Source organism: Caldimonas thermodepolymerans (assembly GCF_015476235.1).
GTDB lineage: Bacteria > Pseudomonadota > Gammaproteobacteria > Burkholderiales > Burkholderiaceae_C > Caldimonas > Caldimonas thermodepolymerans.
Genome location: NZ_CP064338.1, coordinates 2,520,177 through 2,542,974, shown reverse-complemented (window position 1 = coordinate 2,542,974; position 22,798 = coordinate 2,520,177). Strand labels below are relative to the sequence as shown.

The window sequence follows — 22,798 nt, the reverse complement described above, 5'->3', positions numbered from 1 at the left end:
GGGGGAGGACCATCAGGTCCGGATCATTGTCGCAGTTTGCGTCCCGGGGACAAGGGCCACGGCACCACACCTCACGCGCCGGGGCCCGGGCCGTTCCCCGGGCCGCGCGCTGCGCGCGTCAGAGACCGATCATCGCGCGCAGCGTGGCCGCATCGACCGCGCCCGAGTGCATGCCGTACTGGCCGGTCTGGGCGTGCCGGTAGACGATCAGCGGCACGCTTTCGGCGCCGAGCTCGTTGAACAGGTCGGTGTTGGCCTTGATCTTGTCCTTGATCTCGTCGGACACGCCCTGGTTGGCGGTGATGCCGCCCTTGCGCTCGAGCACCAGGCGCTCGTTCTCCTCCATCGCCGCGGCGGGGTCTTCGGCCGCGAGGATGGTGGCACTCTGCGGGCCCGACGAGGGGCGCAGCCAGCCGAGCGGGATCCACACCATCTTCAGCTGGTTGTGCAGCGGGCGTGCGTTGGCCCACAACTGGGCGCAGTGCGGGCAGGCCGGGTCGAAGAAGACGTACACCGTGTTGGCGGCCATCACCGGGCCGACGCTGAAGCCGGCGGCCCGCTGGGCGGCTTCATAGGCTTCCTGTGCCGACTTCTTGACAGGGGCGGCGGCCTCGGCCGGCGCGGCGCTGCTGGCAGCGGGCTTGTCGTTGCAGGCGGCCAGCCCGAAGGCGGCCAAGGCCATGGCGGTCAGGGTGAAGGAGCGACGGTTCACGGGAAGGATCCTCTTGTTGGCGCGGCGGCGCTGGGTGGCCCCGCAAAGACTGGAATCGTAGCGTCTTGCGGCCCGGCTCGCGGACCGCCTGGCGCTCAGGCCTCGACGACGATCGGGAAGTGCGCCTGCAGGGCACCGTCGCCGGGGCGAAACGGCACGGTCAGGGCGCGCCGGCCGTCTTCGTCGAGATGGCGCCACAGCCAGTCGCGCGCATTGCCCGGCTCGCCCTCGACGTACACCTGCGTGGTCAGCAGCTCGCGCCGGCCCAGGCGCACCTTGACGTGGATGTGGGGCGTGCGGCCGGTGTAGGGCACCGGGCGGATGGTGCGGAAGCGGTAGCGCCCTTGGGCATCCACCGTCACGCGCCCGTAGCCCTGGAAGTCCGGATCGGCGCGTCCGCCGTCGCCCGGGTGGTGGTAGCGGCCCTGGTGGTCGCACTGCCAGATCTCGACCGTCGCGCCGCGCACCGGGCGCCCGGCGGTGTCGAGCACCCGGCCGTCCAGCCAGGCCGGCTGCCCGCGGGTGTAGCGCCGCGTGCCCCGCACCAGCAGGTCGAAGTCGGTGTCCTCGGGCAGCTCGACCGGGTAGTACGGTCCTTCGGTCTGCGCCGGCGTCGGGCGCAGGCGCGGCTGGGCACGTGCATGGTGCACGAGCGCGGGCAGGGCGATGGCGGCCGCGGTGCCGGCGATCAGGCGGCGGCGCAGGCGGGCAGGAGCATGCATGGCGGGGCAGGGCGAAGGCAGCGGATGCCCGGTTGGAGCCGCCGCTGCGGCCTTGGTTTCATCGCCCGGGGCACAAAAAGAAAAGGCCCGCACGGGGCGGGCCTGGAGGCGAGCGGTCGGGGCCGGCGTCAGACCGACACTTCCTTCGCGACCTCGGCGAACTCCTCGATCTGGTCGAAGTTCATGTAGCGGTACACCTTGTCGGCATCCTTGTTGATGATGCCCATCTCGGCGTGGTACTCCTCGACCGTCGGGATGCGGCCCAGCTTGGAGCAGATCGCCGCCAGCTCGGCCGAGCCCAGGTACACGTTGGTGTTCTTGCCCAGGCGGTTCGGGAAGTTGCGGGTCGAGGTCGACATCACGGTCGCGCCTTCGCGCACCTGTGCCTGGTTGCCCATGCACAGCGAGCAGCCCGGCATCTCGGTGCGCGCACCGGCGACGCCGAACACGCCGTAGTGGCCTTCCTTGGTCAGCTCGGACGCGTCCATCTTGGTCGGCGGCGCCACCCACAGCTTGACCGGGATGTCGCGCTTGCCTTCCAGCAGCTTGGAGGCGGCACGGAAGTGGCCGATGTTGGTCATGCACGAGCCGATGAACACCTCGTCGATCTTGGCGCCCTGCACTTCGGACAGCGTCTTGGCATCGTCCGGGTCGTTCGGGCAGCAGACGATCGGTTCCTTGATCTCGTTCAGGTCGATCTCGATCACCGCGGCGTACTCGGCGTCCGCGTCCGGCTCCAGCAGCTGCGGGTTGGCCAGCCACTCTTCCATCGCACGGATGCGGCGCTCCAGGCTGCGCTTGTCCTGGTAGCCGTTGGCGATCATCCACTTCAGCAGCGTGATGTTGCTGTTGAGGTACTCGATGATCGGTTCCTTGTTCAGGCGCACCGTGCAGCCGGCGGCCGAACGCTCGGCGGAGGCATCCGACAGCTCGAACGCCTGTTCGACCTTCAGGTCGGGCAGGCCTTCGATTTCCAGGATGCGGCCGGAGAACACGTTTTTCTTGCCCTGCTTCTCGACGGTCAGCAGGCCCTGCTTGATCGCGTACAGCGGGATCGCGTGCACCAGGTCACGCAGCGTGATGCCGGGCTGCATCTTGCCCTTGAAGCGCACCAGCACCGATTCCGGCATGTCCAGCGGCATCACGCCGGTGGCCGCGGCGAAGGCCACCAGGCCCGAGCCGGCCGGGAACGAGATGCCGATCGGGAAGCGGGTGTGGCTGTCGCCGCCGGTGCCGACGGTGTCGGGCAGCAGCATGCGGTTCAGCCAGGAGTGGATCACGCCGTCGCCCGGGCGCAGCGCGACGCCGCCGCGGGTGCTGATGAACGTCGGCAGCTCGCGGTGCATCTTCACGTCCACCGGCTTCGGATACGCGGCGGTGTGGCAGAACGACTGCATCACCAGGTCGGCCGAGAAGCCCAGGCAGGCCAGGTCCTTCAGCTCGTCGCGGGTCATCGGGCCGGTGGTGTCCTGCGAGCCGACGGTGGTCATCCTGGGCTCGCAGTAGGTGCCCGGGCGCACGCCCTTGCCTTCGGGCAGGCCGCAGGCGCGGCCGACCATCTTCTGCGCCAGCGTGTAGCCCTTGCCGGTGTCCTGCGGGGCGACCGGCAGGCGGAACGCAGTGGAGGCGGGCAGGCCCAGGAACTCGCGCGCCTTGGCGGTCAGGCCGCGGCCGATGATCAGGTTGATGCGGCCGCCGGCGCGCACTTCGTCGAGCAGCACGTCGGACTTCAGCTTGAAGGTCGCGACGACCTCGCCGTTCTTCTCGATCTTGCCGGCATAGGGGTAGATGTCGATCACGTCGCCCATCTCGAGCTTCGAGACGTCGACCTCGATCGGCAGCGAGCCGGAGTCTTCCTGGGTGTTGAAGAAGATCGGGGCAATCTTGCCGCCCAGCGTGACACCGCCGAAGCGCTTGTTCGGCACATAGGGGATGTCCTGGCCGGTGTGCCAGATCACGCTGTTGGTGGCGGACTTGCGCGACGAGCCGGTGCCGACCACGTCACCGACGTAGGCGACCTGGTGCCCCTTCTTCTTCAGCTCCTCGATGAAGCCGATCGGGCCGCGCTTGCCGTCTTCCTCGGGCTGGAAGGGCGCGCCGGGACGCGCGTTCTTCAGCATCGCCAGCGCGTGCAGCGGGATGTCGGGGCGCGACCAGGCGTCCGGGGCGGGCGACAGGTCGTCGGTGTTGGTCTCGCCGGGCACCTTGAAGACGGTGACGGTGATCTTCTCGGGCACCGCCGGGCGCGAGGTGAACCACTCGGCGTCGGCCCAGGACTGCACCACGGCCTTGGCGTTGGCGTTGCCGGCCTTGGCCTTTTCCGCCACGTCGTGGAAGTAGTCGAACATCAGCAGGGTCTTCTTCAGGCCCTCGGCGGCGATGGTGCCGACTTCGGCGTCGTCCAGCAGGTCGATCAGCGGCTTGACGTTGTAGCCGCCCACCATGGTGCCGAGCAGCTCGGTGGCCTTGGCGCGCGAGATCAGCGCCACCTGCAGGTCGCCGTGGGCCACGGCCGACAGGAACGAGGCCTTGACCTTCGCGGCGTCGTCCACGCCCGGCGGCACGCGGTGGGTCAGCAGGTCCAGCAGGAACTGCTCCTCGCCGGCCGGCGGGTTCTTGATCAGCTCGATCAGCTCGCTGGTCTGCTGGGCCGACAGGGGCAGGGGCGGGATGCCGAGGGCGGCACGCTCGGCGACATGTTCGCGATAGGTTTGGAGCATGGTGTGGGCTTTCGCAGGATGATCGGCCGGCCCCGATGCAGGCCGGCGGCCCCTGTATTTTATGTCTTATATAAGACTTGCGGGAAAATTCCCGACTCCGGAAACGACGAGGGCTGCCCGGAGGCAGCCCTTGCGGGGAAGGCGCCGGGGCCGTTCAGTCGGCCTGGGCCGCCTTGACCGCCATCGCGGCGGCGCGCTGCTGCTCGTGCACGCAGTCGTCGACCATGCGCTGGCCCTGGCGCATGTTCAGCAGCATCGACTTGTTGGCGATCTGGATGTAGAGCACCTCGCCGCGGACATCCTCCAGGCGCATCGCGCCGGTGGGCGAGAGCACCGGCTTCATCAGCCAGGTGCGGTTGCCGTGGCGCAGGTCCACGTAGCCGGGATGCTTCTCGCTCGGGGTGATGTGCACCGACTGCTTGAACTCGCACTGGCTGGTGCCCATGTGCACCAGCCGCGCCGCGTGCAGCTGCTCCGGCGTGGCGGCGGCCACCTGCACCTCTGCGGGGGCTGCGGCGGCCTTCTTGGCCGGGGCCTTCTGGGCATGGGCGGCGCCCGCGCACAGCAGCAGGGTGGCGATCAGGGCGCTCGCCGCACGCATCGAGGTCTTGTCCACGGTCGATCTCCTCTCTCTCGTCAGGGAAGGTTCCCGGATTCTGAGCCTGTGCGTTTGGTAACAAAGGGCCGATTGACGCGTGGACGCGACAAATTTCGCGACTTGCGAATCAGAATGCGTCGCCGGGCACGCGCACCCAGCCCTCCATCAGCACCCGGGCGCTGCGGCTCATCACCGCCTTGGTGACCACCCACTCGCCGCTCGGCTCGCGCCGTGCCTGTGCGCCGACGCGCAGCGTCCCGGACGGGTGGCCGAAGCGCACCTGCTCGCGCTCGCCGCCGCCGGCCGCCAGGTTCACCAGCGTGCCGGGGATGGCCGCGGCGGTGGCGATCGCCACCGACACCGTGCCCATCATCGCATGGTGCAGCTTGCCCATCGACAGCGCGCGCACCAGCAGGTCGACGTCGGTCGCCCTGACCGGCTTGCCGCTGGAGGCGACGTAGTCCGCCGGCGGCGCGACGAAGGCGATCTTGGGCGTGTGCTGGCGCTTGGCGGCCTCGTCGACATGGCCGATCAGCCCCATGCGCACCGCGCCGTGCGCGCGGATGGTCTCGAACATCGCCAGCGCCTTCGGGTCGCCGTTGATCGCTTCCTGCAGCTCGGTGCCGGTGTAGCCGATGTCCTTCGCGTTGACGAAGATCGTCGGGATGCCGGCGTTGATCATCGTGGCCTTGAGCGTGCCGATGCCCGGCACCTCGAGGTCGTCGACCAGCTGCCCGGTCGGGAACATCGCGCCGCCGCCATCGCCTTCGCCCTCGTCGGCCGGGTCCAGGAACTCCAGCTGCACCTCGGCGGCGGGGAAGGTGACCCCGTCGAGTTCGAAGTCGCCGGTTTCCTGCACCTGGCCGTCGGTGACGGGCACGTGGGCGATGATGGTCTTGCGGATGTTGGCCTGCCAGATGCGCACGGTGCAGAGGCCGTCGCGCGGGATGCGCGAGGGATCGATCAGGCCGGCCGCGATCGCGAACGGCCCGACCGCCGACGACAGGTTGCCGCAGTTGCCGCTCCAGTCCACGAAGGGCTGGTCGATCGACACCTGGCCGAACAGGTAGTCGACGTCATGGCCGGGCTGCGTGCTCTTCGAGACGATCACCGTCTTGCTGGTGCTCGAGGTGGCCGCGCCCATGCCGTCGATCTGCTTGCCGTACGGGTCCGGGCTGCCGATGACGCGCAGCAGCAGCCGGTCGCGGGGCTCGCCGGGCACGCGGCAGCGCTCGGGCAGATCGTCCAGGCGGAAGAACACGCCCTTGCTCGTGCCGCCGCGCATGTAGGTGGCGGGGATGCGGATCTGGGGTACGTGGGCCATGGCGGGGTCCTTCTTCATCGGGCGTTGGCTTCGAGGAAGTCCTGGGCGAAGCGCTGCAGCACGCCGCCCGCCTCGTAGATCGACACCTCCTCGGCGGTGTCGAGGCGGCAGGTCACCGGCACCTCGACGGTCTCGCCGTTGCGGCGGTGGATCACCAGCGTCAGGTCGCAGCGCGGCTTGCGCTCGCCGATGACGTCATAGGTCTCGGTGCCGTCGAGCTGCAGCGTCTTGCGGTTGGTGCCGGGCTTGAACTCCAGCGGCAGCACGCCCATGCCGATCAGGTTGGTGCGGTGGATGCGCTCGAAGCCCTCGGCCACGATCGCCTCCACGCCGGCCAGCCGCACGCCCTTGGCCGCCCAGTCGCGCGAGCTGCCCTGGCCGTAGTCGGCCCCGGCGATGATGATGAGCGGCTGCTTGCGGTTCATGTAGGTTTCGATGGCCTCCCACATGCGCATCACCTGGCCGTCCGGCTCGACGCGCGCCAGCGAGCCCTGCCGCACGCTGCCGTCCTCGTTGCGCACCATCTCGTTGAAGAGCTTGGGGTTGGCGAAGGTGGCGCGCTGCGCGGTGAGGTGGTCGCCGCGGTGCGTCGCGTAGGAGTTGAAGTCCTCCTCCGGCAGGCCCATCTTGGCCAGGTACTCGCCGGCTGCCGAGTTGGGCAGGATGGCGTTGGACGGCGAGATGTGGTCGGTCGTGATGTTGTCCGGCAGGATGGCCAGCGGCCGCATGCCGCGCAGCGTGCGTTCGCCCGCGAGCGCGCCTTCCCAGTAGGGCGGGCGGCGGATGTAGGTGCTCATCGGGCGCCACTCGTACAGCGGGCTGACCGGCTCGCTGCGCTCGTCACGCGCGGCGAACATCGGCATGTAGACCTTGCGGAAGTGATCCGGCTTGACGGCGGCCTTGACCACCGCATTGATCTCCTCGTCGCTCGGCCAGATGTCCTTGAGGCGGATCTCCTTGCCGTCGACCACGCCCAGCACGTCCTTCTCGATGTCGAAGCGGATCGTGCCGGCGATCGCGTAGGCCACCACCAGCGGCGGCGAGGCCAGGAAGGCCTGCTTGGCGTACGGGTGGATGCGGCCGTCGAAGTTGCGGTTGCCCGACAGCACCGCCACCGCGTACAGGTCGCGGTCGATGATCTCCTGCTGGATCTTCGGGTCGAGCGCGCCGCTCATGCCGTTGCAGGTGGTGCAGGCGAAGGCGACCACGCCGAAGCCGAGCTTCTGCAGCTCGGCCTCCAGGCCGGCTTCCTGCAGGTACAGCTGCACGGCCTTGGAGCCCGGGGCGAGCGAGGACTTGACCCAGGGCTTGCGCACCAGGCCCAGCCGGTTGGCGTTGCGCGCCAGCAGGCCGGCGGCGATCACGTTGCGCGGGTTGCTGGTGTTGGTGCAGCTGGTGATCGCGGCGATGATCACCGCGCCGTCGGGCAGCAGGCCCTGGGCCTCCTGTTCGCGCGCCCTGTCCAGGTCCACGGCGATGCCGCGCTCGGCCAGCGCACGCACCGGCAGGCGGCGGTGCGGGTTGGACGGGCCGGCCAGCGTGCGCTCGACGGTGGACAGGTCGAACTTCAGCACGCGCTCGTACTGCGCGCCGCGCAGGCTGTCGGCCCACAGGCCGGCGGTCTTCGCGTAGGTCTCGACCAGGCGCACCTGCTCCTCGTCGCGGCCGGTCAGGCGCAGGTAGTCGATGGTCTGCTGGTCGATGTAGAACAGCGCCGCGGTGGCGCCGTACTCGGGCGCCATGTTGGAGATGGTCGCGCGGTCGCCGATGGTCAGGCTCTCGGCGCCTTCGCCGTAGAACTCCAGGTAGGCGCCGACCACGCGTTCCTTGCGCAGGAACTCGGTCAGCGACAGCACCACGTCGGTGGCGGTGATGCCCGGGCCGACCCGGCCGGTCAGCTCGACGCCGACGATCTCGGGCAGGCGCATCCACGAGGCGCGGCCGAGCATCACGTTCTCGGCTTCCAGGCCGCCCACGCCCACCGCGATCACGCCCAGCGCGTCCACGTGCGGGGTGTGGCTGTCGGTGCCGACGCAGGTGTCGGGGTAGGCCACGCCGTTGTCGGCGTGGATCACCGGCGACATCTTCTCCAGGTTGATCTGGTGCATGATGCCGTTGCCCGGCGGGATCACCTCGACGTTCTTGAACGCCAGCTTGGTCCAGTTGATGAAGTGGAAGCGGTCGTCGTTGCGGCGGTCCTCGATCGCGCGGTTCTTCGCGAACGCGTCCGGGTCGTCGCCGCCGCATTCCACGGCCAGCGAGTGGTCGACGATCAGCTGTACCGGCACGACCGGGTTGACCAGCGCCGGGTCGCCGCCGCGCTCGGCGATCGCGTCGCGCAGGCCGGCCAGGTCCACCAGCGCGGTCTGGCCCAGGATGTCATGGCAGACGACGCGCGCCGGGTACCAGGGGAAGTCGCGCTCGCGCTTGCGCTGCACGATCTGCTGCAGGCATTCGGTCAGGATGGCGGGGTCGCAGCGGCGCACGAGGTTTTCCGCGTGCACGCGGGCGGTGTAGGGCAGGGTGTCCCAGGCGCCGGGCTGGAGGGCCTCCACGGCCTCGCGCGCGTCGAACCAGTCGAGCGACGTGCCGGGCAGAGGCTTGCGATAGGCAGTGTTCATCGTGGTCATCTCATGCCTTCGGTGGCGGCGGGGCACCGCTGCGATGCCCCGACCGGGCACGGGCGGATGCGTCGCGGCCAAGGCAGGGGCCGCGACGCTCCCGGGGCGCTTACTTGCGGTCCTTCAGCGGCACGAACTTCAGGTCTTCCGGGCCGACGTAGTTGGCGCTCGGCCGGATGATCTTGCCGTCGATGCGCTGCTCGATGATGTGCGCGCTCCAGCCGGAGGTGCGCGCGATCACGAACAGCGGGGTGAACATGTTCGTCGGCACGCCCATCATGTGGTAGCTGACCGCGCTGAACCAGTCGAGGTTGGGGAACATCTTCTTGATGTCCCACATCACGGTCTCCAGGCGCTCGGCGATGTCGAACATCTTCATGTTGCCGGCATCCTGCGACAGGCGGCGCGCGACCTCCTTGATGACCTTGTTGCGCGGGTCGCTGACGGTGTAGACCGGGTGGCCGAAGCCGATGATCACTTCCTTGTTCTCGACGCGGCGGCGGATGTCGGCCTCGGCCTCGTCCGGGCTGTCGTAGCGCTTCTGGATCTCGAAGGCCACCTCGTTGGCGCCGCCGTGCTTCGGGCCGCGCAGCGCGCCGATGGCGCCGGCGATGCAGCTGTACATGTCGCTGCCGGTGCCGGCGATCACGCGGCCGGTGAAGGTCGAGGCGTTGAACTCATGCTCGGCGTACAGGATCAGCGAGGTGTGCATCGCGCGTTCCCACAGCTCGCTGGGGCGCTTGCCGTGCAGCAGGTGCAGGAAGTGACCGCCGATCGAGTCGTCGTCGGTCTCGACGTCGATGCGCTTGCCGTTGTGGCTGTAGTGGTACCAGTACAGCAGCATCGAGCCGAGGCTCGCCATCAGCTTGTCGGCGATGTCGCGCGCGCCGGGGTGGTTGTGGTCGTCCTTCTCGGGTGAGACGCAACCCAGCGCCGAGACGCCGGTGCGCATCACGTCCATCGGGTGCGCCGAGGGCGGCAGCTGCTCGAGCACGGCCTTGACCGCGGCCGGGATGCCGCGCAGGGCCTTCAGCTTGGCCTTGTAGGCGGCCAGCTCGGCGACGTTGGGCAGCTTGCCGTGCACCAGCAGGTAGGCGATCTCCTCGAACTCGCAGGCCTCGGCCACGTCCAGGATGTCGTAGCCCCGGTAGTGCAGGTCGTTGCCGGTGCGGCCGACCGTGCACAGGGCCGTGTTGCCCGCTGCCGTGCCCGACAGGGCCACGGACTTCTTCGGCTTGAAGCCGGGCGCAGCAGTTGTCGTCTCGCTCATGGGTTCTCCTTCAGTGCGTACTACGTTCACCACTCACTTCTTTGCCGCGAACAGGGCATCCAGGTGCTGTTCGTAGGCGTGGTAGCCGATGCGGTCATAGAGCTCCTCGCGCGTCTGCATCATCTCGACGACGTTGCGCTGGTGGCCGTCGCGGCGGATCACCTCGTAGACCGTCTCGGCCGCCTTGTTCATCGCGCGGAACGCCGACAGCGGGAACAGCTGGATCGCCACGCCGGCGCTGGCCAGTTCCTCGCGCGAGAACAGCGGGGTCTTGCCGAACTCGGTGATGTTGGCCAGCACCGGCACCTTCACTGCCTCGACGAAGCGCTTGTAGGTCGGCAGGTCGTAGGCCGCCTCGGCGAAGATGCCGTCGGCGCCGGCCTCCACGCACTTGATCGCGCGCTCGATCGCCGCGTCCACGCCTTCGACCGCGATCGCGTCGGTGCGCGCGATCAGGAAGAAGTCGGGATCGGTCCTGGCGTCCGCCGCGGCCTTGACGCGGTCGGCCATCTCCTGCGCCGAGACGATCTCCTTGCCCGGGCGGTGGCCGCAGCGCTTGGCGCCGACCTGGTCCTCGATGTGGCAGGCGGCGGCGCCGAACTTGATCAGGCTCTTGACCGTGCGCGCGATGTTGAACGCGCTCGGGCCGAAGCCGGTGTCGATGTCGACCAACAGCGGCAGGTCGCACACGTCGGTGATGCGGCGCACGTCGATCAGCACGTCGTCCAGCGTGTTGATGCCCAGGTCCGGCATCCCCAGCGAGCCTGCGGCCACGCCGCCGCCGGACAGGTAGATCGCCCGGTAGCCGGCGCGCTTGGCCAGCAGGGCGTGGTTGGCGTTGATCGCGCCGATGACCTGCAGCGGCGATTCCTGCCGCAGGGCTTCACGAAAGCGTGCGCCGGGGGTGAGGGTGCTCATGGGGTGTCTGTCTCCGGGAAGAAGTGGGATCGGGCTTCGGGCGGCAACGGCCGTCCGGTGCGATGGGCACGTTCGAGCACGTGCCAGTAGTAGCGGTAGCTGGCCCGGTCGTGCAGCGTGTCCTTGCCGCGGGTCCTGTGGCGCACGGGGCCCCAGCCGGCCGCCTGGGCCGCAAGCAGGATGGCCGCGGCGTCCTCGACGTCCTGCTCGTCCGGCGCGAAGGCCTCGACGATCGGCAGGATCTGGTTGGGGTGGATGCTCCACATGCGCGTGTAGGCCAGCTCGCGCGCCGCCTTGCGGGCCGCGGCGCGCAGCGCGTCCAGGTGGTTGAACTCGGTCACGACGCAGTGCGAGGGCGTCTTGCCGGCTGCGTGCGCCGCGGCGGCGATCTCGATCTTGGCGCGCAACACCAGCGGGTGGCGGAACTGGCCCTCGGCGCTCATGCCGTGGGCGGGGATGGCGCCGCGGTGGGCCGAGACGAAGTCCATCAGCCCGAACGAGATCGACTCCACGCGCGGGTGGGCGGCGATCTGCCAGACGTCGCGCAGCGCGCCGTGGGTCTCGACCAGCACGTGCACCGGCACCTGCCGGGCCAGCCCGACGTCGCGCGCGATCGCGTCGATGCGGCGGCATGCCTCGGCGACGTCGGCCGCGTCCCCGGGCTTGGGCACCATCAGGTACGCCAGGCGCTGCCCGCAGCGCGACAGCAGCGTGTGCACCTCGTCGTCGAACGCGGCATGGCGCACCGGGTGCACCCGGGCGCCGACGCGGTCGTAGCGGTTGTCGGCCGAGTTGACCAGCTCGGCGATCAGCAGCGCGTGCTCGTGCTCGCCGCCGACCGGCGCGCCGTCCTCGCCGTCCAGCGTGGCGTCGAACACCGCGCGGCCGTAGCGCTCGCCCAGCTCGGCCTGCAACGCCAGGCTCTTGCGCATGCGCGCCTCGACGCCGGCGTAGTGGTCGCACACAGGCAGCGCCGGCAACGCCTCACCCGCCTCGAACAAGGCTTGCCGGGGATGCAGCGGGGCGGGGGTGGGGGCGGCGCTCAATTGACGTATACGTAAATTCGGGACCGTAAAAAAGGCCGAGCAGCTGCAAGGCTGTCGGCCTTCTTGCGCCGGGGCTCGCGCCCCGGTGTCGCCTGATTGCCTTACAGCAGGTGCTTCACGCCGTCCTGCTCTTCCTGCAGTTCCTTCAGCGTGATGTTGATGCGTTCCTGGCTGAACTCGTCGATCGGCAGGCCTTCGACGATCTTGTACTCGCCGCCTTCGCAGGTGACCGGGAAGCCGAACATGGTTTCCTGCGGGATGCCGTATTCGCCGTTGGACGGCACGCCCATCGTGACCCACTTGCCGTTGGTGCCCAGGGCCCAGTCACGCATGTGGTCGATGGCGGCGTTGGCCGCCGAGGCCGCCGACGACAGGCCGCGGGCCTCGATGATGGCCGCGCCGCGCTTGCCGACGGTGGGCAGGAACACGTTGCGGTTCCAGTCCTCGTCGTTGATCAGCTCCTTGACCGACTGGCCATCGATGGTCGCGAAGCGATAGTCGGCGTACATCGTGGGCGAGTGGTTGCCCCACACGCACAGCTTCTCGATGCTCGACACCGGCTTGCCGGTCTTGGCGGCGATCTGGCTGGCGGCCCGGTTGTGGTCCAGGCGCAGCATCGCGGTGAAGTTCTTGGCCGGCAGGTCCGGGGCCGACTTCATCGCGATGTAGGCGTTGGTGTTGGCCGGGTTGCCGACCACCAGCACCTTCACGTTGCGAGAGGCCACGGCGTTCAGCGCCTTGCCCTGGGCGGTGAAGATCTGGGCATTGGCCGACAGCAGGTCCTTGCGCTCCATGCCGGGGCCGCGCGGACGGGCGCCCACCAGCAGGGCGTAGTCGGTGTCCTTGAAGCCCGTCATCGGGTCGCTGTGCGCTTCCATGCCGGCCAGCAGCGGGAAGGCGCAGTCCTCGAGCTCCATCATCACGCCCTTGAGGGCCTTCTGGGCCTTCTCGTCGGGGATTTCCAGCAGTTGCAGGATGACCGGCTGGTCCTTGCCCAGCATTTCGCCGGAAGCGATGCGGAACAGCAGGGCATAGCCGATCTGACCTGCCGCGCCGGTGACGGCCACACGTACGGGTTTCTTGCTCATTGATGAGACTCCAGAATCGAATCGTTTTTGCGGATGATGGAACGTCGAGACGCCCGCTTCGCCGCATGACCGGACCGCAGGCGCCTGCTCCAGCGCGAAGTGTAGGTGAGTCTAGGCGTCCGGTCTCCCTCCTGTCAACAGTCTTATGTCTTATATAAGACATCATTCATCAGTTTCTGGACTTCACCCGGGCCTTGTGATGCAATCGCGCCCATGGCGACCCAGCCTCCCTCCCACCTGACCGACCCGAGCGCTGCCGGCCCCGAGACGGCCGGCCCGGCGTTCAGCCCGCTGTACCAGCAGATCAAGGCGCTGATCACGCGCAGCCTGCAGGCGGGCGAATGGAAGCCGGGCGAGGCGATCCCGAGCGAGGTGGAGCTGGCGGCCCGCTTCAAGGTGAGTCAGGGCACGGTGCGCAAGGCGATCGACGAGCTGGCCGCCGAGAACCTGCTGGTACGCCGGCAGGGCAAGGGCACCTTTGTGGCCACCCATGCCGAGGAGAAGGTGCAATACCGCTTCCTGCGCCTGACCCCGGACGATGGCGACACCGGCCCGGTGCAGCGCCGCTTCATCGACTGCCGCCGCCTGCGCGCGCCCGCCGAGGTGGCGCGCGCGCTCGACCTGAAGTCCGGCGACGCGGCGCTGCAGATCCGCCGGCTGCTGCTGTTCAAGGGCAAGCCGGTGGTGTTCGACGACATCTGGCTGCACGGTGGCCTGTTCAAGGGCCTGACCGCCGAGCGGCTGAGCGAATACCGCGGGCCGATGTACGCGCTGTTCGAGACCGAATTCGGGGTGCGGATGATCCGCGCCGAGGAAAAGCTGCGCGCGGTGGCCGCCGATGCCACCGCGGCCGAGCTGCTGCAGCTGCCCGTGGGCACGCCGCTGCTGAGCGTGGAGCGGCTGTCGCGGACCTACGAGGACCGCCCGGTGGAATTCCGCCGCGGGCTCTACAACACGGCAGAGCATTTTTATCGCAATGAAGTGAGCTGATCGTGCGGTGTGCGGAGGTGTGACGCGGCGCATCCCAGGTGCGTTGCCATAAAATCGGCCGGTTTCACCGTCGGTACAGCCGTCTCTACAAACGGAAAAGGTTGGATATGCCTGAAATCGCAAAACAACGACCCGGGCCCATGCGCTTGCCCGATGCGCTCAAGTACCGTCTGCCGGTCGCCGGGTGGGTGTCGATCCTGCACCGGGCCAGCGGCCTGCTGATGTTCCTGCTGCTGCCGTTCATTCTCTGGCTGTTCGACAAGAGCCTCACCTCCGAGATTTCCTACGGCGAGTTCACCAGTGCCTTCTCCGCCGGCGTGTGGATCTTCCCGGGCTGGTTCGTCAAGCTGGTCGTGCTCGCGCTGGCCTGGGCCTATTTCCACCATTTCATTGCCGGCCTGCGCCACATCTGGATGGACGTGTTCCACACCGTGAGCAAGCAGCAGGGCCGCAGTTCCGCGATCTTCACGCTGGTGCTCAGCCTGGTGCTGACGGTCGCTGTCGCCGTCAAGCTGTTCTCCTGATCCCGACAGGTAAATCCCGCGATGAACAAAAACTACGGTTCCAAGCGCCTCGTGGTGGGTGCGCACTACGGCCTGCGTGACTGGCTCGCCCAGCGCGTCACCGGCGTCCTGATGGCGCTGTTCACGATCGTCCTGCTGGCCCAGGTCTTCTGGCCCTGGAAGCGCCGTGACGAGAACGGCAACGTGATCGGCGACATCGTCGGCTACGACAAGTGGGCAGGCATCTTCGCCCAGCAGTGGATGAAGTTCCTGACCTTCGCCGTCGTCGTTGCGCTGCTGTACCACGTCTGGGTCGGCATGCGTGACATCTGGATGGATTACGTCAAGCCGGTGGGCGCAAGGCTCACGCTGCAGGTCGTCACCATCGTCTGGCTCGTCGGCTGTGCCGGCTGGGCGATCCAGGTCCTGTGGAGGCTGTGAAAGAAATGCAAATCGGAACCTCTCTTCCCACGCGCAAGTTCGACGTCGTCATCGTCGGTGCCGGCGGCTCCGGCATGCGCGCCTCGCTGCAGCTGGCCCAGGCCGGTCTGAACGTCGCCGTCCTGTCCAAGGTCTTCCCGACCCGCTCGCACACCGTCGCCGCGCAGGGGGGCATCGGCGCCTCGCTGGGCAACATGAGCGAGGACAACTGGCACTACCACTTCTACGACACCGTCAAGGGCTCGGACTGGCTCGGCGACCAGGACGCGATCGAGTTCATGTGCCGTGAAGCGCCCAAGGTCGTCTACGAGCTCGAGCACTTCGGCATGCCGTTCGACCGCAACCCCGACGGCACCATCTACCAGCGCCCGTTCGGCGGCCACACCGCCAACTACGGCGAGAAGCCCGTGCAGCGTGCCTGTGCCGCGGCCGACCGTACCGGCCACGCGCTGCTGCACACGCTGTACCAGCGCAACGTCGCGGCCCGCACCAACTTCTTCGTCGAGTGGATGGCGCTGGACCTGATCCGCGACGCCGACGGCGACGTGGTGGGCGTGACCGCGCTGGAGCTGGAAACCGGCGACGTCTACATCCTGCACGCCAAGGTCGTGCTGCTGGCCACGGGCGGCGCCGGCCGCATCTTCGCCGCGTCGACCAACGCCTTCATCAACACCGGTGACGGCCTGGGCATGGCCGCGCGCGCCGGCGTGCCGCTGCAGGACATGGAGTTCTGGCAGTTCCACCCGACCGGCGTGGCCGGCGCGGGCGTGCTGCTGACCGAAGGCTGCCGCGGCGAGGGCGCCATCCTGCGCAATGCCAACGGCGAGCGCTTCATGGAGCGCTATGCCCCGACGCTGAAGGACCTGGCGCCGCGCGATTTCGTCTCGCGCTGCATGGACCAGGAGATCAAGGAAGGTCGCGGCTGCGGTCCCAACAAGGACTACGTGGTGCTCGACATGACCCACCTGGGCGCCGAGACCATCATGAAGCGCCTGCCCTCGGTCTACGAGATCGGCCACAACTTCGCCAACGTCGACATCACCAAGGAGCCGATCCCGGTCGTGCCGACCATCCACTACCAGATGGGCGGCATCCCGACCAACATCAACGGCCAGGTGGTGGTGCCCAAGGGCGACGACTACCGCGTGCCGGTCAACGGCCTGTACGCCGTGGGCGAGTGCTCCTGCGTGTCGGTGCACGGCGCCAACCGCCTGGGTACCAACTCGCTGCTCGACCTGGTGGTGTTCGGCCGCGCCGCGGGCGACCACATCATCCAGACCCTCAAGGGCGAACCCAAGGCCCACAAGCCGCTGCCCAAGGACGCTGCCGAACTCACGCTGTCGCGCCTGGCCCGCCTGGAGGCCAGCACCTCGGGCGAATATGCCCAGGACGTGGCCAACGACATCCGCTCGACGATGCAGGCGCACGCCGGCGTGTTCCGCACCCAGAAGCTGATGGACGAGGGCGTGCAGCGCATCGCCGAAATCCGCGAGCGCGTCAAGAACATCACGCTGAAGGACAAGTCCAAGGTGTGGAACACCGCGCGCATGGAGGCGCTGGAAGTCGACAACCTGATCGAAGCCGCGCAGGCGACGATGGTGTCGGCCGCCGCCCGCAAGGAATGTCGCGGCGCGCACACCGTGCACGACTACGAGCGCGGGGCGGACGATCCGGAGTTCCCGCTGGGTCGCAACGACAAGGAGTGGCTGAAGCACACCCTGTGGCACAGCGCGACCAACAGCCTGACCTACAAGCCTGTGAACCTCAAGCCGCTGACGGTGGACAGCGTTCCGCCCAAAGTCCGTACCTTCTAAGCGCGTCACAGGAGCCTGCTAGCCATGACCACCAAGCGCATCTTCAAGATCTACCGCTACGATCCGGACAAGGACGCCAAGCCGTACATGCAGACCATCGAGCTGGAGCTCGAGGGCAACGAGCGCATGCTGCTGGACGCCCTGGTCAAGCTCAAGGCGGTCGATCCCAGCCTGTCGTTCCGCCGTTCCTGCCGCGAAGGCGTGTGCGGCTCGGACGCGATGAACATCAACGGCAAGAACGGGCTGGCCTGCCTGACCAACCTGCGTTCGCTGCCGAACGAGATCGTGCTGCGCCCGCTGCCGGGCCTGCCCGTGATCCGCGACCTGATCGTGGACATGACGCAGTTCTTCAAGCAGTACCACTCGATCAAGCCGTACCTGATCAACGACACGCCGCCGCCCGAGAAGGAGCGCCTGCAGACGCCGGAAGAGCGCGAGGAGCTCAACGGCCTGTACGAATGCATCCTGTGCGCCAGCTGCTCGACCAGCTGCCCGAGCTTCTGGTGGAACCCGGACAAGTTCGTCGGCCCGGCGGGTCTGCTGCAGGCCTACCGCTTCATCGCCGACAGCCGCGACGAAGCCACCAACGAGCGCCTGGACAATCTGGAGGATCCGTACCGGCTCTTCCGTTGCCACACCATCATGAACTGCGTCGACGTCTGCCCCAAGGGCCTGAACCCCACCAAGGCGATCGGCAAGATCAAGGAACTGATGGTGCGCCGCGCGGTTTGATCCGCCGGCAGCCGTTCAGCTTTGCGCAAGATCCATCATGGACACTGACCGGCTCGATGGGCAGTCGCTGAACAAGCTGCGCTGGCGCTGCCGGCGCGGCCTGCTCGAGAACGACCTGTTCATCGCGCGGTTCTTCGCCCGCTACGAAAGCACCTTGACGGTGTGGCAGGCGCGAGGATTGCAGGCCCTGATGGAGCTGTCCGACAACGACCTGTTGGACCTGCTGCTGGCTCGCAAGGAACCGGAAGGCGAACTCGATCGGCCGGAGGTCCGCGAGGTTCTCCGTATGATGCGCCAACCGGCCTAAAGACTTTCGAAAACCCAAGGAAATGCCATGACACCGTCAGACGTGAAAGCCACCCTTTCGTTTTCCGATGGCAGCCCGAGCATGGAGCTGCCCATCTACAAGGGCACGATCGGCCCGGATGTGATCGACATCCGCAAGCTGTACGCGCAGACCGGCAAGTTCACGTACGACCCCGGCTTTCTGTCGACGGCGTCGTGCAACTCGACGATCACCTACATCGACGGTGACAAGGGCGAGCTGCTGTACCGCGGCTACCCGATTGAGCAGCTGGCCGTGCAGTGCGACTTCCTGGAAGTCTGCTACCTGCTGCTGTACGGGGAGCTGCCCAGCGCCCAGCAGAAGAAGGAGTTCGTCTCTCGCGTGACCAACCACACGATGGTCAACGAGCAGATGCAGTTCTTCCTGCGCGGCTTCCGTCGCGACGCGCACCCGATGGCGGTGCTGACCGGCCTGGTGGGCGGTCTGTCGGCCTTCTATCACGACAGCACCGACATCAACAATCCCGAGCACCGCGAGATCTCCGCGATCCGCCTGATCGCCAAGCTGCCGACGCTGGTGGCGATGGCGTACAAGTACTCGATTGGCCAGCCGTACATCTATCCGAAGAACGACCTGTCGTACGCGGCGAACTTCATGCGCATGATGTTCGCCACCCCGTGCGAGGAGTACGTGCCGAACGACGTGCTGGTGCGCGCGATGGACCGCATCTTCATCCTGCACGCCGACCACGAGCAGAACGCCTCGACCTCGACCGTGCGCCTGTGCGGCTCGTCGGGCACCAACCCGTTCGCCGCGATCGCCGCGGGCGTGGCCTGCCTGTGGGGCCCGGCGCACGGCGGCGCGAACGAGGCCTGCCTGAACATGCTGGAGGAAATCCAGGCCATGGGCGGCGTGGCCAAGATCGGCGAGTTCATCAGCAAGGTCAAGGACAAGTCCTCCGGCGTGCGCCTGATGGGCTTCGGCCACCGCGTCTACAAGAACTACGACCCGCGCGCCAAGCTGATGCGCGAGACCTGCCACGAGGTGCTGGGCGAGCTGGGCCTGGAGAACGACCCGCTGTTCAAGCTGGCGATGGAGCTCGAGAAGATCGCCCTGGAAGACGAATACTTCGTCGCCCGCAAGCTGTACCCGAACGTCGACTTCTACTCGGGCATCGTGCAGCGCGCCATCGGCATCCCGGTGAGCCTGTTCACCGCGATCTTCGCGCTGGCGCGCACGGTGGGCTGGATCGCCCAGCTCAACGAGATGATCGGCGATCCCGAGTACAAGATCGGCCGTCCGCGCCAGCTGTACGTCGGTGCGGCCAAGCGCGACGTCAAACCGATCGACCAGCGCGGTTGAGGGGGCGGGCCGGCCCCCGGCCCGATCCCGTCCCACGACAAACCCCGGCCCTGGCGCCGGGGTTTTTGTTGCATAGCAACTAAAATCAACGGTTCGGTTCGCGTCTGGCGCGAGCTCCCCCGAAACTGCATTTGGCGAGTCATCCATGGGCCGCACCCTCTACGACAAGATCTGGGACGAACACGTCGTCCACACCGAGGAAGACGGGACCGCCGTCCTCTACATCGATCGCCACCTCGTGCACGAGGTGACGAGCCCGCAGGCCTTCGAGGGCCTGGATCTGGCCGGCCGCAAGGTCTGGCGCCTGTCGGCCAACCTGGCTGTCAGCGACCACAACGTGCCGACGACCGACCGTTCCCAGGGCATCGCCGACCCGATCTCCCGGCTGCAGGTGGAGACGCTGGACCGCAACTGCGACCGCCACGGCATCACGCAGTTCAAGATGAACGACAAGCGCCAGGGCATCGTGCACGTGATCGGCCCGGAGCAGGGTGCCACGCTGCCCGGCATGACCGTGGTCTGCGGCGACTCGCACACCTCCACCCACGGCGCCTTCGGCGCGCTGGCGCACGGCATCGGCACCAGCGAGGTCGAGCACGTGCTGGCCACCCAGACGTTGCTGGCCAAGAAGGCCAAGAACATGCTGGTCAAGGTCGAGGGCCAGCTGCCGCGCGGCTGCAGCGCCAAGGACATCGTGCTGGCCATCATCGGCAAGATCGGCACCGCCGGCGGCACCGGCTACACCATCGAATTCGCCGGCAGCGCGATCCGCGCGCTCAGCATGGAAGGCCGCATGACGGTGTGCAACATGGCCATCGAGGCGGGCGCCCGTGCCGGCCTGGTGGCGGTGGACGACACCACGATCGAATACGTCAAGGGCCGCCCGTTCTCGCCCAAGGGCGTGGAATGGGACCAGGCCGTGGCCTACTGGCGCACCCTGCATTCCGATCCCGACGCGCACTGGGACGCGGTGGTCGAGCTGGACGCCTCGCAGATCCGACCGCAGGTCACCTGGGGCACCTCGCCCGAGATGGTGGCCTCGATCGAGGACCGCGTGCCCGATCCCGACAAGGAAAAGGACCCGGTCAAGCGCGCCGCGATGGAGCGCGCGCTGCAGTACATGGCGCTGGAGCCCAACAAGCCGATGAGCGACATCTTCGTCGACAAGGTGTTCATCGGCTCGTGCACCAATTCGCGCATCGAGGACCTGCGCGAGGCCGCCAACGTCGTGCGTCGCATCGGCGGGCGCATCGCCTCCAACGTCAAGCTGGCGATGGTCGTGCCGGGCTCGGGCCTGGTGAAGGAACAGGCCGAGCGCGAGGGCCTGGACCAGGTCTTCAAGGCGGCCGGCTTCGAGTGGCGCGAACCCGGCTGCTCGATGTGCCTGGCGATGAACGCCGACCGGCTCGAGCCGGGCGAGCGCTGCGCCTCGACGTCCAACCGCAACTTCGAAGGCCGCCAGGGCGCCGGCGGCCGCACCCACCTCGTCAGCCCGGCGATGGCGGCTGCGGCGGCGATGGAAGGGCATTTCGTCGACGTGCGCCGCATCGCCTGAGCGGAAGGGACAGGGCAAGGACGAAGGAGAGGGCCATGAAACGCATCGCGACGCTGATGGCTGCGCTGGCGCTGCTGGCGGGCTGCAACACCTTCGAAGGGCTGGGCAAGGACATCCAGAAGGCCGGCGAAAAGATCGAGGACGCGGCCCGCCGCAAGTAACGACGGGCCGGGTGGCCCTCACGAGAGACACACCATGGAAGCATTTCGAGTGCACAAGGGGCTGGTGGCCCCGATGGACCGCGAGAACGTCGACACCGACGCGATCATCCCGAAGCAGTTCCTGAAGTCCATCAAGCGCACCGGCTTCGGGCCCAACCTGTTCGACGAGTGGCGCTACCTGGACCAGCCGGGCCAGCCCGGCGTGCCCGAGTCGCAGCGCAAGCCGAACCCGGACTTCGTGCTGAACCAGCCGCGCTACAAGGGCGCCTCCATCCTGCTGGCGCGCAAGAACTTCGGCTGCGGCTCCAGCCGCGAGCACGCGCCCTGGGCGATCCAGCAGTACGGCTTCCGCGCGCTGATCGCGCCCAGCTTCGCCGACATCTTCTTCAACAACTGCTTCAAGAACGGGCTGCTGCCCATCGTGCTGCCCGAGCACGAGGTCGCGAAGCTGTTCGACGAGGTCTATGCGTTCGTCGGCTACGAGCTGACCATCGACCTGGAGCGCCAGGTGGTCGTCAAGCCCGACGGCACCGAGCTGCCCTTCGACGTGCAGCCCTTCCGCAAGTACTGTCTGCTCAACGGGCTGGACGACATCGGCCTGACCCTGCGCCATGCCGACAAGATCAAGGCCTACGAGGCCGAGCGCCTGGCCAGCAAGCCCTGGCTGAACAACAGCATTCTGTAAGCACGACGGCCGCCTCCGGTGCCGGAGGCGCGCCCTGATGGGACCGACCGGCGCCCGGTGGCGCCGGGCAGCAAGGATGGCGCGGCGGGAGAACGGAGCCGCCGGGCCGGGAAAGGAAAAGATGAAGATCGCAGTTCTGCCGGGTGACGGCATCGGCGTCGAGATCGTGGCCGAGGCCGTGAAGGTGCTCCGCGCGCTGGACCTGAAGTTCGAGATGGAAGAAGCGCTCGTGGGTGGCGCCGCCTACGAGGCCCACGGGCATCCGCTGCCGGAGTCGACCCTCAAGCTGGCCAAGGAGGCCGATGCCGTGCTGTTCGGCGCGGTGGGCGACTGGAAGTACGACAAGCTCGAGCGCAAGCTGCGGCCGGAGCAGGCCATCCTGGGGCTGCGCAAGGAGCTGGGCCTGTTCGCCAACTTCCGTCCGGCGATCTGCTACGAGCAGCTGACCCATGCCTCGAGCCTGAAGCCCGAGCTGGTGGCGGGGCTGGACATCCTGATCATCCGCGAGCTGACCGGCGACATCTACTTCGGCCAGCCGCGCGGCCGCCGCGAGGCACCGGACGGCGCGTTCGCGGGCCAGCCGGAAGCCTTCGACACGATGCGCTACACCCGTCCGGAGATCGAGCGCATCGCCCACGTGGCCTTCCAGGCCGCGCGCAAGCGCAACCGCAAGGTCACCAGCGTCGACAAGGCCAACGTGCTGGAGACCTTCCAGTTCTGGAAGGACGTGGTGACCGAGGTGCACGCCCAGTACCCGGACGTCGAGCTGGAGCACATGTACGTCGACAACGCGGCGATGCAGCTGGTGCGCGCGCCGAAGAAGTTCGACGTGATCGTCACCGGCAACATGTTCGGCGACATCCTGAGCGACGAGGCTGCGATGCTGACCGGCTCGATCGGCATGCTGCCCTCGGCCTCGCTGAACGAGCGCAAGCAGGGCCTGTACGAACCCAGCCACGGTTCGGCGCCGGACATCGCCGGCCAGGGCGTGGCCAACCCGCTGGCGACCATCCTCAGCGCGGCGATGATGCTGCGCTACAGCCTGGACCAGGAAGAGGCCGCCCGGCGCATCGAGGCGGCAGTGAAGGATGTCCTGGCGCAGAACCTGCGGACCGCCGATATTTACAGCGAAGGCACGACGAAGGTCGGGACGAAGGAGATGGGCGACGCCGTGGTCGCCCGCCTCAAAGCCCAGGGCTGAGGACCGGCAGGCGGCATGGCCGCCTTCTCACCCCGCAGGCCGGCCCGCA

Annotated in this window: 21 protein-coding genes; 11 read left to right on the top strand and 10 right to left on the bottom strand. The window is 67.9% G+C overall.

Annotation, left to right across the window (positions count from 1 at the left end; all coding sequences use genetic code 11):
- Positions 1-118: 118 nt before the first annotated feature.
- The 10 genes from IS481_RS11900 to IS481_RS11855 all read right to left on the bottom strand — a co-directional run bounded on the left by IS481_RS11900 (position 119) and on the right by IS481_RS11855 (position 13,019).
- On the bottom strand, positions 119-712 hold the full coding sequence (locus IS481_RS11900; protein ID WP_104355638.1) for a thioredoxin fold domain-containing protein: 594 nt from the start codon (positions 710-712) through the stop codon (positions 119-121).
- A gap of 95 nt (positions 713-807) precedes the next feature.
- Positions 808-1,434, bottom strand: coding sequence for a dioxygenase family protein (locus tag IS481_RS11895; protein ID WP_194963299.1), 627 nt, complete (start codon positions 1,432-1,434; stop codon positions 808-810).
- Between the two features lie 128 nt (positions 1,435-1,562).
- Positions 1,563-4,154, bottom strand: coding sequence for a bifunctional aconitate hydratase 2/2-methylisocitrate dehydratase (gene acnB / locus IS481_RS11890; RefSeq protein ID WP_104355637.1), 2,592 nt, complete (start codon positions 4,152-4,154; stop codon positions 1,563-1,565).
- A gap of 154 nt (positions 4,155-4,308) precedes the next feature.
- Positions 4,309-4,770, bottom strand: coding sequence for a hypothetical protein (locus IS481_RS11885; protein WP_104355636.1), 462 nt, complete (start codon positions 4,768-4,770; stop codon positions 4,309-4,311).
- Between the two features lie 109 nt (positions 4,771-4,879).
- Entirely contained in the window at positions 4,880-6,076 is a 1,197-nt protein-coding gene (prpF, locus tag IS481_RS11880) for a 2-methylaconitate cis-trans isomerase PrpF (RefSeq protein WP_104355938.1), read from the bottom strand.
- Positions 6,077-6,090: 14 nt separating this feature from the next.
- Positions 6,091-8,697, bottom strand: coding sequence for a Fe/S-dependent 2-methylisocitrate dehydratase AcnD (gene acnD, locus IS481_RS11875; protein ID WP_104355937.1), 2,607 nt, complete (start codon positions 8,695-8,697; stop codon positions 6,091-6,093).
- 109 nt (positions 8,698-8,806) lie between these two features.
- A complete protein-coding gene (prpC, locus tag IS481_RS11870; protein ID WP_104355635.1) occupies positions 8,807-9,967 on the bottom strand; it encodes a bifunctional 2-methylcitrate synthase/citrate synthase in 1,161 nt (386 codons plus the stop codon).
- A 33-nt stretch (positions 9,968-10,000) separates the two neighbouring features.
- Entirely contained in the window at positions 10,001-10,885 is an 885-nt protein-coding gene (prpB, locus tag IS481_RS11865) for a methylisocitrate lyase (protein WP_104355634.1), read from the bottom strand.
- The gene (locus tag IS481_RS11860) at positions 10,882-11,865 is read right to left on the bottom strand and encodes an HpcH/HpaI aldolase/citrate lyase family protein (RefSeq protein WP_419186829.1); all 984 of its coding nucleotides are present in this window, start codon (positions 11,863-11,865) and stop codon (positions 10,882-10,884) included. The genes prpB and IS481_RS11860 overlap by 4 nt, the downstream gene beginning before the upstream one ends.
- A gap of 167 nt (positions 11,866-12,032) precedes the next feature.
- The gene (locus IS481_RS11855; RefSeq protein ID WP_104355633.1) at positions 12,033-13,019 is read right to left on the bottom strand and encodes a malate dehydrogenase; all 987 of its coding nucleotides are present in this window, start codon (positions 13,017-13,019) and stop codon (positions 12,033-12,035) included.
- Positions 13,020-13,232: 213 nt separating this feature from the next.
- Here IS481_RS11855 and IS481_RS11850 point away from each other — a divergent pair, with 213 nt between their 5' ends.
- The 11 genes from IS481_RS11850 (at position 13,233) to leuB (ending at position 22,749) form a co-directional block, all read left to right on the top strand.
- The gene (locus IS481_RS11850) at positions 13,233-14,009 is read left to right on the top strand and encodes a GntR family transcriptional regulator (protein WP_104355632.1); all 777 of its coding nucleotides are present in this window, start codon (positions 13,233-13,235) and stop codon (positions 14,007-14,009) included.
- A gap of 107 nt (positions 14,010-14,116) precedes the next feature.
- The gene (gene sdhC, locus IS481_RS11845) at positions 14,117-14,533 is read left to right on the top strand and encodes a succinate dehydrogenase, cytochrome b556 subunit (protein WP_104355631.1); all 417 of its coding nucleotides are present in this window, start codon (positions 14,117-14,119) and stop codon (positions 14,531-14,533) included.
- 21 nt (positions 14,534-14,554) lie between these two features.
- Positions 14,555-14,953: a succinate dehydrogenase, hydrophobic membrane anchor protein gene (gene sdhD / locus IS481_RS11840; RefSeq protein WP_104355630.1), complete on the top strand. Its 399-nt coding sequence runs from the start codon at positions 14,555-14,557 to the stop codon at positions 14,951-14,953.
- A 5-nt stretch (positions 14,954-14,958) separates the two neighbouring features.
- A complete protein-coding gene (sdhA, locus tag IS481_RS11835; RefSeq protein WP_104355629.1) occupies positions 14,959-16,767 on the top strand; it encodes a succinate dehydrogenase flavoprotein subunit in 1,809 nt (602 codons plus the stop codon).
- 24 nt (positions 16,768-16,791) lie between these two features.
- Positions 16,792-17,499, top strand: a complete 708-nt coding sequence (locus IS481_RS11830) for a succinate dehydrogenase iron-sulfur subunit (RefSeq protein WP_104355628.1) — start codon at positions 16,792-16,794, stop codon at positions 17,497-17,499.
- 37 nt (positions 17,500-17,536) lie between these two features.
- Positions 17,537-17,806: an FAD assembly factor SdhE gene (locus IS481_RS11825; RefSeq protein WP_104355627.1), complete on the top strand. Its 270-nt coding sequence runs from the start codon at positions 17,537-17,539 to the stop codon at positions 17,804-17,806.
- Positions 17,807-17,833: 27 nt separating this feature from the next.
- Positions 17,834-19,147, top strand: a complete 1,314-nt coding sequence (locus tag IS481_RS11820; protein WP_104355626.1) for a citrate synthase — start codon at positions 17,834-17,836, stop codon at positions 19,145-19,147.
- A gap of 145 nt (positions 19,148-19,292) precedes the next feature.
- Positions 19,293-20,702, top strand: a complete 1,410-nt coding sequence (leuC, locus tag IS481_RS11815; RefSeq protein ID WP_104355625.1) for a 3-isopropylmalate dehydratase large subunit — start codon at positions 19,293-19,295, stop codon at positions 20,700-20,702.
- 35 nt (positions 20,703-20,737) lie between these two features.
- Positions 20,738-20,863, top strand: coding sequence for an entericidin A/B family lipoprotein (locus tag IS481_RS11810; RefSeq protein ID WP_104355624.1), 126 nt, complete (start codon positions 20,738-20,740; stop codon positions 20,861-20,863).
- Between the two features lie 34 nt (positions 20,864-20,897).
- A complete protein-coding gene (gene leuD / locus IS481_RS11805) occupies positions 20,898-21,548 on the top strand; it encodes a 3-isopropylmalate dehydratase small subunit (RefSeq protein WP_104355623.1) in 651 nt (216 codons plus the stop codon).
- A gap of 121 nt (positions 21,549-21,669) precedes the next feature.
- The gene (leuB, locus tag IS481_RS11800; protein WP_104355622.1) at positions 21,670-22,749 is read left to right on the top strand and encodes a 3-isopropylmalate dehydrogenase; all 1,080 of its coding nucleotides are present in this window, start codon (positions 21,670-21,672) and stop codon (positions 22,747-22,749) included.
- The last annotated feature ends 49 nt before the right edge of the window (positions 22,750-22,798 follow it).

Excerpts from the sequence above, each read along its gene's own strand:
- IS481_RS11895 (WP_194963299.1), bottom strand. The coding sequence starts at position 1,434 with ATGCATGCTCCTGCCCGCCTGCGCCGCCGCCTGATCGCCGGCACCGCG.
- acnB (WP_104355637.1), bottom strand. The coding sequence starts at position 4,154 with ATGCTCCAAACCTATCGCGAACATGTCGCCGAGCGTGCCGCCCTCGGC.
- prpF (WP_104355938.1), bottom strand. The coding sequence starts at position 6,076 with ATGGCCCACGTACCCCAGATCCGCATCCCCGCCACCTACATGCGCGGC.
- acnD (WP_104355937.1), bottom strand. The coding sequence starts at position 8,697 with ATGAACACTGCCTATCGCAAGCCTCTGCCCGGCACGTCGCTCGACTGG.
- prpC (WP_104355635.1), bottom strand. The coding sequence starts at position 9,967 with ATGAGCGAGACGACAACTGCTGCGCCCGGCTTCAAGCCGAAGAAGTCC.
- prpB (WP_104355634.1), bottom strand. The coding sequence starts at position 10,885 with ATGAGCACCCTCACCCCCGGCGCACGCTTTCGTGAAGCCCTGCGGCAG.
- IS481_RS11855 (WP_104355633.1), bottom strand. The coding sequence starts at position 13,019 with ATGAGCAAGAAACCCGTACGTGTGGCCGTCACCGGCGCGGCAGGTCAG.
- IS481_RS11850 (WP_104355632.1), top strand. The coding sequence starts at position 13,233 with ATGGCGACCCAGCCTCCCTCCCACCTGACCGACCCGAGCGCTGCCGGC.
- sdhC (WP_104355631.1), top strand. The coding sequence starts at position 14,117 with ATGCCTGAAATCGCAAAACAACGACCCGGGCCCATGCGCTTGCCCGAT.
- sdhD (WP_104355630.1), top strand. The coding sequence starts at position 14,555 with ATGAACAAAAACTACGGTTCCAAGCGCCTCGTGGTGGGTGCGCACTAC.
- sdhA (WP_104355629.1), top strand. The coding sequence starts at position 14,959 with ATGCAAATCGGAACCTCTCTTCCCACGCGCAAGTTCGACGTCGTCATC.
- IS481_RS11830 (WP_104355628.1), top strand. The coding sequence starts at position 16,792 with ATGACCACCAAGCGCATCTTCAAGATCTACCGCTACGATCCGGACAAG.
- IS481_RS11825 (WP_104355627.1), top strand. The coding sequence starts at position 17,537 with ATGGACACTGACCGGCTCGATGGGCAGTCGCTGAACAAGCTGCGCTGG.
- IS481_RS11820 (WP_104355626.1), top strand. The coding sequence starts at position 17,834 with ATGACACCGTCAGACGTGAAAGCCACCCTTTCGTTTTCCGATGGCAGC.
- leuC (WP_104355625.1), top strand. The coding sequence starts at position 19,293 with ATGGGCCGCACCCTCTACGACAAGATCTGGGACGAACACGTCGTCCAC.
- IS481_RS11810 (WP_104355624.1), top strand. The coding sequence starts at position 20,738 with ATGAAACGCATCGCGACGCTGATGGCTGCGCTGGCGCTGCTGGCGGGC.
- leuD (WP_104355623.1), top strand. The coding sequence starts at position 20,898 with ATGGAAGCATTTCGAGTGCACAAGGGGCTGGTGGCCCCGATGGACCGC.
- leuB (WP_104355622.1), top strand. The coding sequence starts at position 21,670 with ATGAAGATCGCAGTTCTGCCGGGTGACGGCATCGGCGTCGAGATCGTG.